The 14,379-nt window shown below is 72.4% G+C and carries 13 protein-coding genes; 7 read left to right on the top strand and 6 right to left on the bottom strand.

Annotated features, from left to right (window positions below):
- Nucleotides 1-52: 52 nt before the first annotated feature.
- Nucleotides 53-253 carry a DUF397 domain-containing protein gene (locus ABZU43_RS29315; RefSeq protein WP_355009639.1) on the bottom strand — a complete coding sequence of 67 codons (201 nt, stop codon included), beginning with the start codon at nucleotides 251-253 and terminating at the stop codon, nucleotides 53-55.
- On the bottom strand, nucleotides 244-1,011 hold the full coding sequence (locus ABZU43_RS29310; protein ID WP_355009638.1) for a helix-turn-helix transcriptional regulator: 768 nt from the start codon (nucleotides 1,009-1,011) through the stop codon (nucleotides 244-246). The genes ABZU43_RS29315 and ABZU43_RS29310 overlap by 10 nt, the downstream gene beginning before the upstream one ends.
- Nucleotides 1,012-1,285: 274 nt before the next feature.
- Here ABZU43_RS29310 and ABZU43_RS29305 point away from each other — a divergent pair, with 274 nt between their 5' ends.
- From ABZU43_RS29305 to ABZU43_RS29275, 7 genes are all read left to right on the top strand, one after another.
- On the top strand, nucleotides 1,286-1,615 hold the full coding sequence (locus ABZU43_RS29305; RefSeq protein WP_355009669.1) for a hypothetical protein: 330 nt from the start codon (nucleotides 1,286-1,288) through the stop codon (nucleotides 1,613-1,615).
- Nucleotides 1,612-1,887 (top strand): hypothetical protein, encoded by a 276-nt coding sequence (locus ABZU43_RS29300; protein ID WP_355009637.1) that lies wholly within the window; start codon nucleotides 1,612-1,614, stop codon nucleotides 1,885-1,887. Before ABZU43_RS29305 ends, ABZU43_RS29300 begins: the two co-directional genes overlap by 4 nt.
- 207 nt (nucleotides 1,888-2,094) lie before the next feature.
- On the top strand, nucleotides 2,095-4,299 hold the full coding sequence (locus ABZU43_RS29295) for a molybdopterin oxidoreductase family protein (protein WP_355009636.1): 2,205 nt from the start codon (nucleotides 2,095-2,097) through the stop codon (nucleotides 4,297-4,299).
- Nucleotides 4,296-5,735 carry an FAD-dependent oxidoreductase gene (locus ABZU43_RS29290; RefSeq protein WP_355009635.1) on the top strand — a complete coding sequence of 480 codons (1,440 nt, stop codon included), beginning with the start codon at nucleotides 4,296-4,298 and terminating at the stop codon, nucleotides 5,733-5,735. The genes ABZU43_RS29295 and ABZU43_RS29290 overlap by 4 nt, the downstream gene beginning before the upstream one ends.
- Nucleotides 5,732-8,269, top strand: a complete 2,538-nt coding sequence (gene nirB, locus ABZU43_RS29285) for a nitrite reductase large subunit NirB (RefSeq protein ID WP_355009634.1) — start codon at nucleotides 5,732-5,734, stop codon at nucleotides 8,267-8,269. The genes ABZU43_RS29290 and nirB overlap by 4 nt, the downstream gene beginning before the upstream one ends.
- Complete coding sequence (nirD, locus tag ABZU43_RS29280; protein ID WP_355009633.1) at nucleotides 8,266-8,613, top strand: nitrite reductase small subunit NirD; 348 nt, start codon at nucleotides 8,266-8,268, stop codon at nucleotides 8,611-8,613. The genes nirB and nirD overlap by 4 nt, the downstream gene beginning before the upstream one ends.
- Nucleotides 8,613-9,701 carry a uroporphyrinogen-III synthase gene (locus tag ABZU43_RS29275; protein ID WP_355009632.1) on the top strand — a complete coding sequence of 363 codons (1,089 nt, stop codon included), beginning with the start codon at nucleotides 8,613-8,615 and terminating at the stop codon, nucleotides 9,699-9,701. Before nirD ends, ABZU43_RS29275 begins: the two co-directional genes overlap by 1 nt.
- A 92-nt stretch (nucleotides 9,702-9,793) precedes the next feature.
- Here ABZU43_RS29275 and ABZU43_RS29270 read toward each other — a convergent pair whose 3' ends face one another.
- The 4 genes from ABZU43_RS29270 to ABZU43_RS29255 form a co-directional block, all read right to left on the bottom strand.
- Complete coding sequence (locus ABZU43_RS29270) at nucleotides 9,794-10,417, bottom strand: ATP/GTP-binding protein (RefSeq protein WP_030329978.1); 624 nt, start codon at nucleotides 10,415-10,417, stop codon at nucleotides 9,794-9,796.
- Nucleotides 10,398-10,763 carry a DUF742 domain-containing protein gene (locus ABZU43_RS29265; RefSeq protein WP_007465174.1) on the bottom strand — a complete coding sequence of 122 codons (366 nt, stop codon included), beginning with the start codon at nucleotides 10,761-10,763 and terminating at the stop codon, nucleotides 10,398-10,400. The genes ABZU43_RS29270 and ABZU43_RS29265 overlap by 20 nt, the downstream gene beginning before the upstream one ends.
- Nucleotides 10,764-10,852: 89 nt before the next feature.
- Complete coding sequence (locus tag ABZU43_RS29260; RefSeq protein WP_007465177.1) at nucleotides 10,853-11,260, bottom strand: roadblock/LC7 domain-containing protein; 408 nt, start codon at nucleotides 11,258-11,260, stop codon at nucleotides 10,853-10,855.
- The gene (locus ABZU43_RS29255; RefSeq protein ID WP_355009631.1) at nucleotides 11,257-14,373 is read right to left on the bottom strand and encodes a sensor histidine kinase; all 3,117 of its coding nucleotides are present in this window, start codon (nucleotides 14,371-14,373) and stop codon (nucleotides 11,257-11,259) included. Before ABZU43_RS29255 ends, ABZU43_RS29260 begins: the two co-directional genes overlap by 4 nt.
- Nucleotides 14,374-14,379 lie beyond the last annotated feature (6 nt).

The following is a 14,379-nucleotide window of genomic DNA, read 5'->3' as shown; positions in this document are numbered from 1 at the left end:
GCCCCCGGTTCCGTGATGTCCAGGACGCCGGGGGCAGTTGGTGCTGCGTTGGTCAGCCGACGGGGCCGATCGCCTTCGCCAGATCGACGAAGCCGGCCCATGCCGCCGGCCCGAAAGTCAGCGTCCCTCCGTCGCGGTCTTTGGTATCGCGGACGAGGACAACGCCGGGAAGGTTGTCAGCGACTTCGACGCAGTCGCCGCCATTGCCGCTGCTGCGGGTGCTCTTACGCCACTGCGCGCCGGTCAGTTCCATGTCTTCGCCATCTCCGTAAGTAGATCGACGGATTGCCAGTGGGACAGCGCCTCGCCACGCACGTTCTCCCATGCGGCCAGCATCGCCGCTATGTCCTCGGCACCGGTGACGACCTGCCCCTGAAGCTGATTGTCGAGGTAGCCGGCAATCCGATGCTCGGGCCCTACCGCGATCACGAACGGACCGTTCAGGCCAGCGTACGCGCCGACGGTAGAGGGGACGATGTGCACGCGAACGTGCGGGGCCCCGCATGCGGTGACGAGGGTCTGCACCTGCTCGCGCATGGTGGCTCGTCCACCGACTGGCCGCCGCAATACGGCTTCGTCAACAACGGCGGTGAAGTGTGGCGGGTCTTCACGGGTGAGGATGCTTTGCCGGGCGAGCCGTGCGGCCAGGTGTCGCTCGACGTCGCTGTGGGCGATGACGTCGGCTCCGGCGAGCACGGCGCGGGCATATGCCTCGGTCTGGAGCAGGCCGGGGAGGACGGTCGACTGAAACGACCGCAGCGAGATCGCCTCGCGCTCGATCTCTTGCCATGGTCGGAACCAAATTGGCTCACGGCGTCTTGAAGTGTCCGGCCAGATGTCCCCTATGGGCCGTCGGAGCGCACTCGCCGCCGCCTGCCGGTGTCGAGGATGGGGAATGTGGTCGTGGTTCAGCCAGCGCGCGACCGTCTTTCGATCGACCCCGACCAACCCTGCCAGGGACTCAATCGAGTGGCCCGTCTCGTCGAGCGCGGCGCGTAGCGCATCGTTCACAACTGCCCCATCGGATACGCGGAATGTCTCGCGACCATATCGCTACGGGCTGTTTTTGTTCCATCACTAGTCGAAAGGTGGGGATCAGACAGCGCGGCCGGTAGGGACCTGAGACCCGGCGGGCGCGTTCGTGTCGGGGCCGCCCTCGGCCTGCCGCAGATCTTGGACAGTTTCCGTTACCTGGGCGGGCCCTGGTAACGGAAACTGTCCAAGATCTCGACGGGTGAGCATCACAGGGCGGTCCTTTCCCACAGTGACGACCAGGGAGAGCGCCGTGCCGGATGAGCCGCCCGATCGGAGACCCGCGCCGAAGCCCACGCCGCGGAAGCCGAACACGGGTGAGGTCCTGCACCTGACCCGCGCCGCGAGTGTGCAGTTCCTGCGTCCGATCTTCGTCCGCGTGATTCGCGTTCTCGACTGGCCGACGTACGACGGGTGGGTGTGGATCGACGGTTACCAGCTCGGCGCGAATGGTGATGCGGTCGCGCGCCGGTCCCTGTTCGTGATGCCGGCGGGCCTGATCTGGTCGGACCCGCCCGCCCCGCCGGCCCGTCGCCCGACCACCCGCACGCCCGTCAGGCGCGGTCCGGTGCGGGTCGGATGAGCCGCCGACCTCGCCCGCACCAGCCGATGCGCCCGGCGTGGCTCTGCCGTACCTGCGCGGCGCCCTGGCCGTGTGCGCCGGCTCAGCTTCACCTCACGACCGAGTTTTACGGCCACTCGATCGCCCTGGCGTTCTACCTGGCGGCGAACATGCAGGACGCGTTCGACGACCTGTACTCCCTGAACCTTCGTCCTGACCCGCGAGCACTGCACGCCCGGTTCCTGGGCTGGCTGTCTCTGACCCGCCGGCCACGCCGGGCCGACCTGCGCTGACCGCCTCCACGGGGTGGAGTGCGCTGTCGCTGTGGAGCTGATGTCGCGAACGAATCGACCACCGATGTCGTCAGCGATTCAGCTCCACAGGCTCCGACCCGCGCCCTCCAACGCGCTCGCTGCCCCTGTGCGGTGTGAGCCCCACTTGACAGGACCGAAACAGAAGAGACCCGGACCGGAAACCGCCCGGCGGCACGCTTTCCCGACATGACAGACGGTGCACGGTCGGCAACTGCACTGGGGCTGACGCCCCGGGAAGTGGCGACGCACTGCCCGTACTGCGCACTGCAGTGCGGGATGACACTGCGCGCTGACGACACCGGTGTGACGGTCCACCCGCGCCAGTTCCCCACCAACCGGGGCGGGCTCTGCCAGAAGGGGTGGACCGCCGCCGAACTACTCGACCACCCGGATCGGCTGACCACTCCGCTGGTGCGCGACGCGGCCACCGGCGAACTGCACCCGGCGAGCTGGGACACCGCACTCGACCGGGTGGTCGCCGGCATCCGCGCCGTTCAGGACGACGCCGGCCGGGACGCGGTCGCCGTCTTCGGCGGTGGTGGGCTGACCAACGAGAAGGCGTACGCGTTGGGGAAGTTCGCGCGGATCGGGCTGCGCACCAGGCACATCGACTACAACGGACGGTTCTGCATGTCCTCGGCGGCAGCCGCCGGGATGCGGGCCTTCGGCATCGACCGCGGGCTGCCGTTCCCCCTCGCCGACCTGGGCCGGGCCGACACCCTGCTGCTGGTCGGAGCGAACCCGGCGGAGACCATGCCGCCGCTGGTGCGCTGGCTCACCGAGCAACGCCGCAACGGCGGGAAACTGATCGTCGTCGACCCCCGGGTCACCGCCACCGCCCGCCAGGCTGACCTGCACCTGCAACCGCTGCCCGGCACCGACCTCGCGGTGGCCAACGCGCTGCTGCACATCGCTCTCACCGAAGGTTGGGTCGACCGGGCCTACGTGGCCGACCGCACCACCGGATTCGACGCGGTCCGCCGGGGCGTCGCCGCCTGGTGGCCGGCCCGCGCGGAACAGCTCTCCGGGGTGCCGGTGGCCGACCTGGAGGCGACCGCCCGAGCGCTGGGCACCGGCGGTCGCGTGATCATCCTGACTGCGCGCGGCGCCGAGCAACACGCCAAGGGGGTGGACACCGTCACCGCGTACGTCAATCTCGCTCTCGCTCTCGGGCTGCCCGGCCGCGACGGTTCGGGGTACGGCTGCCTCACCGGCCAGGGCAACGGCCAGGGCGGGCGGGAGCACGGGCAGAAGGCCGACCAGCTCCCCGGCTACCGGCGGATCGACGACCCGGCGGCCCGCGAGCACGTGGCCGGGGTCTGGGGCGTGCCGGCCGACGAACTGCCCGGCCCGGGAGTGCCCGCCTACAAGCTGCTCGACTCGCTCGGTACCCCTGGTGGCCCGCGCGCATTGCTGGTGTTCGGGTCGAACCCGGTGGTCTCGGCACCCCGGGCGGCTCGCATCGAGGGCCGGCTGCGCGACCTCGACCTGCTTGTCGTCGCGGACCTCCTGCTCTCCGAGACGGCCGCGCTGGCGGACGTGGTGCTGCCCACCGCGCAGTGGGCCGAGGAGGACGGCACCATGACCAACCTGGAAGGTCGGGTGCTGCGTCGGCGCGCGCTACGGCCTCCCCCGCCGGGCGTCCGCACTGACCTCGCCATCATCTCCGACCTGGCGGTGCGGCTGGCAGCCGCCGAGGCGCCCACCGCCCAACCGGCCCGCGCCGCACCAGGTGACGCCGTACCGGCTGGCGTGGCGTCGGCCGACACGCGACCGGAAGCCGTGGCGGCGGCTCGGTTCCCGGCCGACCCGGCTGTCGTCTTCGCCGAGCTGCGCCGCGCATCCGCCGGCGGGGCCGCCGACTACGCCGGCATCAGCTGGGACCGGATCGACGCCGACGACGGGGTCTACTGGCCGTGTGCGACCGAGGAAGGGCCGGACACGCCCCGACTCTTCGCCAACAGGTTCGCCACCCCGGACGGCCGGGCCCGCTTCCACCCCGTCGACCATCGGCCGGCCGCCGAGGAGGTCTGCGCCACGTACCCGCTGCACTTCACCACCGGTCGGGTGCTGGCGCAGTACCAGTCGGGCACCCAGACCCGACGGGTTGCGGCGCTCCGCCGTGCCGCCCCGGAGGCGTTCGTCGAACTGCACCCCGACCTGGCCACCCGGCTGGGCATCGACGACGGCGACCCGGTGCGGGTCACCTCACGACGAGGTGAGTTCCGCGCGCCGGCCCGGCTCAGCGCCGGGATCCGACCCGACACCGTGTTCGCCCCGTTCCACTACGCGGGGGCGGGACGCGCCAACTCGGTGACGAACGACGCGGTGGACCCGATCTCCGGGATGCCCGAGTTCAAGATCTGCGCGGTCCGGGTGGAGAAGGCATGACCGCGCGGGTGGTCATCGTCGGCAACGGGATGGCGGGCGCACGCCTCGCCGGTGAGCTGCACGCCCGGGAGGGAGACCGGAAGGTCACAGTGCTCGGGGCCGAGCCGCACCGCGCGTACAACCGGATCCTGCTCTCCACCCTGCTGGCCGGCCGGATCGACGAGCCGGACGTGGAGCTGACCGAAGCCGCCGGGCACGGCGTCGACCTGCGCAGCGGAGTACCGGTGACCGCCGTCGACAGGTCCGCCCGGGAGGTCCGCACCGACGACGGCGAACGAATCGGTTACGACCACCTGGTGCTCGCCACCGGCGCCCGTGCGGTGGTGCCGCCACTGCCCGGCCTCGACCCGGCGAACCTTCCGGAGCGGGTGGTGCTCTTCCGGACCCTGGACGACTGCCGGCGGATCCTCGCCGCGGCGGACGGCGCCCGCAGCGCGCTGGTTCTCGGCGGCGGCTTACTCGGCCTGGAGGCGGCCCGAGGGCTGGCCACCCGAGGGCTGGCCACCACGGTCGTGCACCCGCGAGAACACCTGATGGAAAGGCAATTGGACCCGACCGCCGGGGCGGTGCTCGCGGGCACGCTCGCCGGTTTCGGCGTCACCGTCCAACTGGGGGTTTCGGCGACCGGCGTGGTCGCGGACGCCAGCGGCGTCCGCCTCGACCTCGCCGACGGCCGGACGCTCCGCGCCGACCTGCTGGTGCTCTCCTGTGGCGTACGCCCGGACACCACACTCGCGCAGGCCGCCGGCCTGACCGTGCGGCGCGGCGTGGTGGTGGACGACCGGCTGCGCACCAGCGACCGGTCCATCTCGGCGATCGGCGACTGCGCCGAGCACGACGGCGTGCTCACCGGGCTGGTCGCGCCCGCCTGGGCCCAGGCCCAGGTGCTCGCGGACGTGCTGAGCGGCACGGACCCACTGGCCCGGTACCGGCCCCGGCCGGTGGTGACCCGGCTGAAGGCCGCCGGGATCGACCTGGCCTCGATGGGTGACGCGGCCAGTGGCGGACCGGGCGAGGAGTTGACGTTCGCCGACCCGACCCGGGGCACCTACGCCCGGTTGCGGATCCGGGACGAGCGGCTGATCGGCGCGATCCTGCTCGGCGACAACCCGGCGGTCGGCACGGTGATCCAACTCTTCGACCGTGCCCAGCCGGTGCCGAGTGACCGCCGGGCGCTGCTGCTCGGCCGGGCACTCGGCACGGTCGGCGCGACGCCGGCCGCCTCACCGGCGCTGATGCCGGACGCGGCCACGGTCTGTCAGTGCAACACGGTGAGCAAGGGCGCACTGGTCAGAAGCTGGCGCTCCGGCGCCCGGACCGTCGATGCGGTGGTGGCCGCGACCCGGGCCGGCACCGGATGCGGCGGATGCCGGGACGCGGTGAGCGGCATCGTCGACTGGCTGAGCCAGGCGGAATCGGTGGAGGTGACGCGATGAGCGGCGGCGAACTGATCGTCATCGGCAACGGCATGGTCGGGCAGCGTTTCGTGGACGCGCTGCGCGCCCGTGACCCACAGGGCGACTGGCGGGTGACGGTGCTGGCCGAGGAGGGGCGCCCGGCGTACGACCGGGTGCGGCTCTCGGCGTACTTCGACGGGGTCAGTGAGAGCGAACTCAACCTGCACACCCCGCACGACGGGGTGCGGCTGCGCCTCGGCGAGCCGGCCACCGCCGTCGACCGGGACCGCCAGGTGGTGACCACCGCCGTCGGCGAGTACCGCTACGACGCGCTGGTGCTCGCCACCGGGTCGTACGCGTTCGTGCCGCCGGTGGCCGGCACGGAGCTGCCCGGGGTCTTCGTCTACCGGACCCTGGACGACCTGGCGGCGATCCGGGCGTACGCGCGGGGTCGACGGGTCGGCGCCGTCATCGGTGGTGGACTGCTGGGCCTGGAGGCCGCAAATGCCCTGCGACTGCTCGGCCTGAGCACCGACGTGGTCGAGTTCGCGCCCCGGCTGATGCCGGTGCAGGTGGACCAGGCCGGCGGCGCGATGCTCCGCCGCTACGTCGACGAACTGGGCGTACGGACCCATCTCGGGGTGGCGACCACAGCGATCCGGCCCGGCCCGGACGGCGGCGTCGCGGCCCTGGAACTGTCCGACGGCACCGCCCTCGACGCCGAGCTGGTGGTGGTGGCCGCCGGCATCCGGCCCCGGGACCAGTTGGCCCGGGACGCCGGTCTGCCGCTGGGCCCGCGCGGCGGGGTGCTGGTCGACGCGACCTGTCGTACCGCCGACGAGCGGATCTGGGCCGTCGGAGAGTGCGCGGCGGTCGACGGCACCTGCCACGGTCTGGTCGCGCCGGGGTATGCGACGGCCGAGGTGGTGGCCGATCGGCTGGTCGGCGGCGCGGCCACCTTCCCCGGCGCGGACACCGCGACCAAACTCAAGCTGCTCGGGGTCGACGTGGCCTCGTTCGGCGACGCCCACGGCGCGACCGAGGGTTGCCTGGACGTCACGTTCACCGACCCGGCCACCCGGGTCTACGCGAAGCTGGTCCTCTCCGACGACGCGCATACACTCCTCGGCGGGGTGCTGGTGGGTGACGCCAGCGCGTACCCGACGCTGCGGGCCAGTGTGGGCGGCCCGCTGCCGGCCGCGCCGTTGGCGCTGCTCGCCCCGGACGGCGGCGGCGCGGACGCCGGGGCGCTGCCCGCCGCCGCGCAGGTCTGCTCCTGCAACGCCGTGACCCGGGGCGACGTGGACGCCGCCATCGCCGACGGTTGCGCGGACGTACCGGCGTTGAAGGCGTGCACCCGGGCCGGCACCAGTTGCGGCTCCTGCGTGCCGATGCTGAAGCAGCTCCTGGACGCGGCCGGGGTGGCGCAGTCCAGCGCGCTCTGCGAGCACTTCGACGTCAGCCGGCGGGAGCTGTTCGAGATCGTCCGCGTCCGCGGCATCCGCACCTTCTCCCGGCTGGTCGCCGAGCACGGGCGGGGCCGCGGCTGCGACATCTGCAAACCGGTGGTGGCGTCCATCCTCGCCTCGCTGGGCAGCGGGCACGTGCTCGACGGCGAACAGGCGTCGTTGCAGGACACCAACGACCACTTCCTGGCCAACCTGCAACGCGACGGCAGCTACTCGGTGGTGCCCCGGATACCGGGCGGCGAGATCACCCCGGAGAAGCTGATCGTGATCGGCGAGGTCGCCCGGGACTTCCAGCTCTACACGAAGATCACCGGCGGGCAGCGGATCGACCTGTTCGGGGCGCGGGTGGAGCAGCTGCCGCAGATCTGGCGGCGGCTGGTCGACGCCGGCTTCGAGTCCGGGCACGCGTACGGCAAGGCGCTGCGCACTGTGAAGTCGTGCGTGGGCGAGACCTGGTGCCGGTACGGGGTGCAGGACTCGGTGGGGCTGGCCGTCGCGCTGGAGCTGCGCTATCGCGGGCTGCGTGCTCCGCACAAGCTGAAGTCGGCTGTCTCCGGTTGCGCCCGGGAGTGCGCCGAGGCACGCAGCAAGGACTTCGGCATCATCGCCACCGAGACCGGCTGGAATCTCTACGTCGGCGGCAACGGCGGTTTCCGACCCCGGCACGCCGACCTGTTCGCCACCGACCTGACCACTGACGCCCTGATCAGGCTGATCGACAGGTTCCTCATCTACTACATCCGCACCGCCGACCGGCTGCAACGCACCGCCGGCTGGATCGAGGCGATGGACGGTGGCCTGGACCATCTGCGCTCGGTGATCGTGGACGACTCGCTCGGGCTCTGCGAGGACCTCGACGCGGCGATGGCCCGACACGTCTCGTCGTACTCCGACGAGTGGCGCGACGTCCTGGACGACCCGGATCGGCTGCGCCGCTACACCTCCTTCGTCAACGCCCCCGACGTACCCGACCCGTCGATCACCTTCATCCGGGAACGCGGCCAGCCGGTTCCCGTACGCGACCAGTCCCCGACCGGATCCGAGGCGACCAACGGTCACCGTCGGCAACCGGTCACCCTCGGCCTACCGGAGGTACGGCGATGACCCAGACCCTCACGCTGACCTGGACCACCGTCTGCCTGCTCGACCGGTTGGAACCGGACCGGGGCGTCGCCGCCCTGGTCGACGGGGTGCAGATCGCTCTCTTCCGGACCGCCGACGAGCTGTTCGCGATCGACAACCGCGATCCGGTCTCCGGGGCGTACGTGCTGTCCCGGGGCATCGTCGGCAGTCGCGGCGGAGTGCCGACCGTCGCGTCACCGCTGCACAAGCAGGTGTACGACCTGCGCAGCGGGCACTGCCTCGACCTGCCGGGGGTGGCGGTGGCTCGGCACGACGCACGGTGCCGCGACGGGCTGGTCGAGGTGCGGCTGCGACAGGAGGGTTGATGCGCGAAGAACTGGCGGGCTTCACCATCGGGGTGACCGCCGACCGGCGGCGCGACGAGTTGGCCGCGCTGCTCGAACGGCGGGGTGCCCGGGTGGTGCTCGCCCCGGCGCTGCGGATCGTGCCGCTGTCCGACGACACCGAGCTGCGCGAGGCGACCCGCGCCTGCCTCGACCAGCCGCCGGACATCCTGATGGCCAACACCGGCATCGGCATGCGCGGCTGGTTGGAGGCGGCCGAGGGCTGGGGGCTGGCCGAGCCACTGCGCTCCGTGCTGGCCAGCTCGTACGTGGTGGCGCGCGGCCCGAAGGCACGCGGTGCGATCCGGGCGGCCGGGCTGCACGACCAGTGGTCACCCGCCTCGGAGAGCTGCGACGAGGTGGTCGAGCACCTGCGTCGGCGTGGCGTCGCCGGGCAGGTCATCGCCATGCAGCTGCACGGCGAGCGGCAGCCCGAGTGCACGCTCGCGTTGGAGGCGGCGGGCGCCACGGTCATCGAGGTGCCGGTCTACCGCTGGGCGCCGCCGACCGATCCGGCGCCGCTGCACCGGCTGATCGACCTGATCGCCGGTCGGCTGGTGGACGCGGTGACGTTCACCTCGGCACCGGCGGCCGAGGCGTTGCTGCGGGCCGCCGGCGACCGTACCGACGCGGTGCTGTCGGCGTTGCGCGGCGACGTGCTGGCCAGCTGCGTCGGGGCGGTGACCGCCGAGCCGCTGCTGCGGCACGGGGTGCCGGTGAGCGCGCCCGGCCGGGCCCGGTTGGGCGCACTGGTGCGGACCATCGTCGACGAGCTGCCCCGCCGGACCGTGACGTTCAAGGCCGGCGGGCACCTGCTCACGTTGCGCGGGCACGCCGCGGTGATCGACGGCGAGCTGCGGCCGCTCGCGCCCGCGCCGATGGCGGTGCTGCGGGCGCTGGCCCAGACCCCGGGTCGGGTGTTGTCCCGCACGGCGTTGCTGAGGACCCTGCCCCGGGGCGCGGACGAGCACGCCGTCGAGATGGCCGTCGCCCGGCTCCGGGCCGGGCTGCGCGCGCCCCGCGTGGTGCAGACCGTGGTGAAGCGCGGCTACCGGCTGCGGGTCGACTAGGGCGTGCGGAGTCCCCGGTCGGGCCGAGGGCACTGCCACACGCCCTGAACACGTCACGGCCGGCCGTAGCGTGCCGGCCGTGACGCGACGTGTCAGCCGACCGGCGTCGGAAAGCCCCGCCCGTGCTCGGACTGAAGCCGGAGCATGGCGTGCTCGACCACCGTCACCAGCACCTGCTTGACCGAGTCCCGCTGCCGGGCGTCGGTCATCACCAGCGGCACCTGCGGCGAGATGGCCAGCGCTTCGCGGACCTCCTCGGCCTCGTACTGCGGTGCGCCGTCGAACTTGTTCAGCGCCACCACGTACGGCAGGTTACGGTTCTCGAAGTAGTCCAGCGGGGCGAAGGCGTCGGTGATCCGGCGGGTGTCCACCAGCACGGCCGCACCCACCGCCCCCCGGATGATCTCGTCCCACATGAACCAGAACCGAGTCTGACCCGGTGTACCGAAGAGGTACAGGATCAGGTCCTGGGCCATTGTGATCCGGCCGAAGTCCATGGCGACCGTGGTGGTCTCCTTGCCCGGCACCTTGGACGGGTCGTCGATACCGACACCCGCCGCGGTCATCAACGCCTCGGTGGTCAGCGGTGTGATCTCGGAGATCGCCCCGACCAGTGTCGTCTTACCGACGCCGAATCCGCCCGCGACGACGATCTTCGCGGAGACGATTCCCCGGCCCGGCCGCCCCCCTGCGGGGTCATAGCCTGCGAAGTCCACTTAGCACCCTTCCAAGCAGTTCCATCCGCTCCTCGAACCCCTCGGCGGGAGCAGCAGTGTGTAACGTCAGCAGGCTCTCGGCCACCATGTCGGCGACCAACACCCGGGCGACGCCCAGCGGCATCCGGGTATACGCGGCGATCTCCGCCAGCGACTGTGCTCGGCCCTCACAGACCGTGGCGATGCGGTGTTTGTCGTGCCCGGCGAAGCGGGACTCGGCGACCTGGGTCGGAGAGGCGGTCAGGACGGCCTCGAGGGCGATGTCCTGCCGGGGCTCGGTACGACCACGGGTGACCGCGTACGGACGCACCAGCGCGCCACGCGGGTCAGCGCGTCGTTGGTCCATTCCCGATCACCTCCTCGTCCCCTGCTGAGCCGGACTGTGCCGTCTCTCGTCCCTGGTCCGGCGCTCGGAACGAGCGCCGGCCTCCGGTGCTAAGAACGCACCGCGTCGCGCGGAAGCGGCACCAACGCGGCACCCACCCGCTCGACCAGCAGCGCCATCTCGTAGCCCACCTGGCCCACGTCGCAGCTCCGCGCGGCCAGCACGGCCATCGAGGAGCCGTCGCTGATCGACATCAGGAAGAGATACCCGCTGTCCATCTCGATGACTGTCTGCAACACCCCGCCCGCGCTGAACATCCGGGCCGCGCCCTCGGTCAGGCTCACCACCCCGGAGGTGATCGCGGCGAGCTGGTCGGCCCGGTCCCCCGGCAGATCCCGGGAGGACGCGAGCAACAGCCCGTCTGCGGACACCGCCACCACGTGGGCGATGCCCGCCACGCTGTCGGCGAAGTTGGTGAGCAGCCAACCCATGTCCTGCATGGCAGCTGGCCTGTTCATCGGCTCTCCTTGGTCGAGGTGCTGTTCAGGTCCGTTCCGGCCGTCCGACCGCGCTGCACACCGCGGTGGTAGGCCGACAGCAGACCACGTACTTCGTCCGGGGTCCGCCGGCTGCGGTCCCGGCCGCTCTTCGGTTCGATGCCACCCGGCACGAGCTGTTGCTGCGGCACCCGCTTGGGCAACCCGGATCGGGTGGTGCCGGCGGGAGCCGGCTCGGCAGCCCGGCTGGCCCGGGACCAGCCCTCGTCGGCCGCCGTACGCCATGCTGCCGGGTCGGGGGCGGGCGCGGGCGGAGCCGTCGGGGCGGCCGGGGGCGGGGCGTACGTCGGCGGCACCGACGGTCGCGCAGCGAAGCCGTCCATTGTGGCGCCGGGGCCGTCGCCCAGGGTGGCTGTGCCGTCGGTGCCGCCCGGGGTGCGGGTCGGCAGTTTCGGTCGGGCCGGCGAGGCGGCCGGCACCGTCCCGGCGCTCGGCTGGCCGCCGTTGCCGGTGCGCAGGCCGGTGTCGGCCGTTGCGGTGGTGGCGGGCGCGGGCGGCTCGTCGAAGTTGGGCCGGGTGAAGATCGCTGTGGCGTCGTCGCCGTGCGACCGGAACCAGACCGCCTCCATCTCCCGGAAGATCGGAGCCTCGGCCGGGAAGTCGGGCCGGGTGCTGACCGGCGCGGCGGGCACCGACGGAGCGGCTGGCGGCGCCACCGCGCCCGGTCCGGCGACCGGCCCGACCGGGAGGCCCTGGGTGCCACGCCCATCCGCGGTGTCCGGCTTGGAGCCACGCCGAGGCAGTGGGTCGACCGTCGGGTACGCCACTGTCGGGCTGCCCAGTGAGGCGCCCGCACCGCTGCTGTAGGCCGGCCTGGCCGGCGGCAGCGGGGCGGCGGGTGCCGGGGCGGCGGGTGCCGGCGGCATCGTCGAGCGCGGACCGGTGTAGCCACCGGCCTGCACGGCCGGGGTGGTGTCCCGCGAGTCCAGCGGCGACTGCCACTGGGCGGGTGCCGGCGAACTGGTCCGCCACTGGTCGGGCAGCGTCGCCGCCGTCGTGGCAGCACCGGCGAACTGCTCGGCGTGGCCGGCTGAGGAGAGCGGGGCCTGCTCCACTGCCATCGGCTGACGCGGCCGGGTGAGCACCTGCTCGCGGCCCCGGTTGCTGGGCAGCACCACGGTGGCGGCGGGCAACGTCACCTGGGCGACGGTGCCGCCCTCGACGTTGCGGCGCAGCTCCACCCGGATGCCGTACCGGGAGGCGAGCCGGCTCACCACGGCCAGACCCATCAGTCGGAACGCAGCGACGTCCACGCTCGGCGGGGCGGCGAGCCGCCGGTTGAGCGAGTCGAGCTGGTCGTCGGTGAGGCCGAGCCCGCGGTCCTCGATCTGGATCAGCACGTAGTCACGGATCCGGCGACCGTCGGCGACCACCGTGGTGTTCGGCGGTGAGAACCGGGTGGCGTTGTCGAGCAGCTCGGCGACGAGGCGTACCACGTCGTTCACCGCGTGCGCGGCCACCGAGATGTCGGTGTCCACGGTGCCGAACTCGATGCGGTTGTAGAGCTCGACCTCGGACTGGGCGGCGCGTAGCACGTCCACCACCAGCGCGTCGTCGTGACGCGGTGCGGCGGAGTCGGCGCCGGCCAGGACGAGCAGGTTCTCGTCGTTGCGGCGCATTCGAGTGGCCAGGTGGTCCAGTTCGAAGAGCTGCGCGAGCCGCTTCGGGTCCTCCTCGCCGCGCTCGATCGCGTCCAGCTCGCCGATCATCCGGTCGACCAGGGTCTGACTGCGGCGGGCCAGGTTGAGGAACATCGCCGAGACGCTGGTACGCAGTGCCGCCTGCTCGGCGGCGACCCGCACCGCCTCCCGGTGTACGACGTTGAAGGCCAGCGCCACCTGACCGACCTCGTCGCGGCTGTTCAACTGGATCGGGTCCCGGACCTGGCGGACGATCTCGTCCACCCCGCCGTCACCCACGCTGCCCATGTTCTGCAGCCGCTGCACGGCGTCGGGCAGGTCGTGGTTGGCCACCGAGAGCGCGCCCTCGCGCAGTCGGCGCAGCGAGTGGTTGAGCGAGCGGGCCAGCACCACGGCCAGCGACACGGCGATGATCAGGGTCAACAGCACCAGGATCGACTCGACCACTGCCTGCCGGATGACGTCCGAGCGGGCCTGGTCGGCCTGCTGGAGCAGTCGGTCCTGTAGTTGGATCTCAGCCCAGCGCATCAGGTCGTTCACGGCGCCGATCGCCGCGGTGGCGTCCTGGGCGGTGACCAGTGAGCGCTGCCCGACCGAGCGGGTGATGTCGGTGGCCACCCGGTCGGCCAGGCCGACGGCGTCGCCGGACACGGTGCTGTCGACCAGGGCGCGCTGCACCGGGTCGGCGGCCAGCGAGAAGGCGACCAGGGCCTCCTGCTGACCGGTCAACGTTGCCACGAAGGAGGAGAACTGCTCCGAGTCGAGCTGGCCGGCCGTCAGCGCGGTGAAGGCGACGGCCTCTTCCTCGGCGACGGAGGCCTTGGCTCGGGCGAAGGCGGCGACCGCGCGGCGGCTGTCCGCCAGGCTCTCCGAGCCGGGCAGCTGGGCCAGACCGTCACCGTACGAGACCAGGTCGGTGAGGATGACTCCGTAACGGAGCACCGCCTCGGCTACCGCCATCTGCCGGCGGTCCAACACCTCCTGACGGGTGCCGTCCAGGGTGGCCAGGTGGTCGTCGATGGCGGCCAGCCGGTCCCGCAGGGCGGCCGGCACGTCGCCGACCCGGCCCCGCTCGGCGCGGTACTCGTCCACCCGCTGCTGCGTCTGGCGGACCCGCAGGTTGTACGCGTCGGCCGGCTGCTGCGGAGCGGCGAGGTAGGCGGCCGCGGCCATCCGTTCGGACTGGAGGTCCTGGGTGAGGGCGCTGACGTCGACGGAGAGGGCCGTCAGTGACCGGGCCTGGGTGGCGTCGAACGCGCCCTCGCCGACGGAGATCAGGCGGACCGTGGCCAGCGCGATCACCGCCGCCACCGGGACGACCAGAATCAACGCCAACTTGGACCGGATCCGGGCGTCACGCAGTCTCGGCATCCGTCGGCGCGCAGGCCGACCGCTATCGCCGAGCGCGGGCAGGGTCGTCGGTCCGGTGCTCACGACATC

The sequence above is a fragment of the Micromonospora sp. NPDC005205 genome, assembly GCF_040608275.1.
Lineage (GTDB): Bacteria > Actinomycetota > Actinomycetes > Mycobacteriales > Micromonosporaceae > Micromonospora.
This window is presented reverse-complemented; position numbering and strand designations above follow the sequence as displayed.

What these genes read in the sequence shown, in the direction of transcription:
- ABZU43_RS29290 (WP_355009635.1), top strand. Translation starts at nt 4,296, where the DNA reads ATGACCGCGCGGGTGGTCATCGTCGGCAACGGGATGGCGGGCGCACGC.
- nirB (WP_355009634.1), top strand. Translation starts at nt 5,732, where the DNA reads ATGAGCGGCGGCGAACTGATCGTCATCGGCAACGGCATGGTCGGGCAG.
- ABZU43_RS29295 (WP_355009636.1), top strand. Translation starts at nt 2,095, where the DNA reads ATGACAGACGGTGCACGGTCGGCAACTGCACTGGGGCTGACGCCCCGG.
- ABZU43_RS29300 (WP_355009637.1), top strand. Translation starts at nt 1,612, where the DNA reads ATGAGCCGCCGACCTCGCCCGCACCAGCCGATGCGCCCGGCGTGGCTC.
- ABZU43_RS29260 (WP_007465177.1), bottom strand. Translation starts at nt 11,260, where the DNA reads ATGAACAGGCCAGCTGCCATGCAGGACATGGGTTGGCTGCTCACCAAC.
- ABZU43_RS29275 (WP_355009632.1), top strand. Translation starts at nt 8,613, where the DNA reads ATGCGCGAAGAACTGGCGGGCTTCACCATCGGGGTGACCGCCGACCGG.
- nirD (WP_355009633.1), top strand. Translation starts at nt 8,266, where the DNA reads ATGACCCAGACCCTCACGCTGACCTGGACCACCGTCTGCCTGCTCGAC.
- ABZU43_RS29265 (WP_007465174.1), bottom strand. Translation starts at nt 10,763, where the DNA reads ATGGACCAACGACGCGCTGACCCGCGTGGCGCGCTGGTGCGTCCGTAC.
- ABZU43_RS29315 (WP_355009639.1), bottom strand. Translation starts at nt 253, where the DNA reads ATGGAACTGACCGGCGCGCAGTGGCGTAAGAGCACCCGCAGCAGCGGC.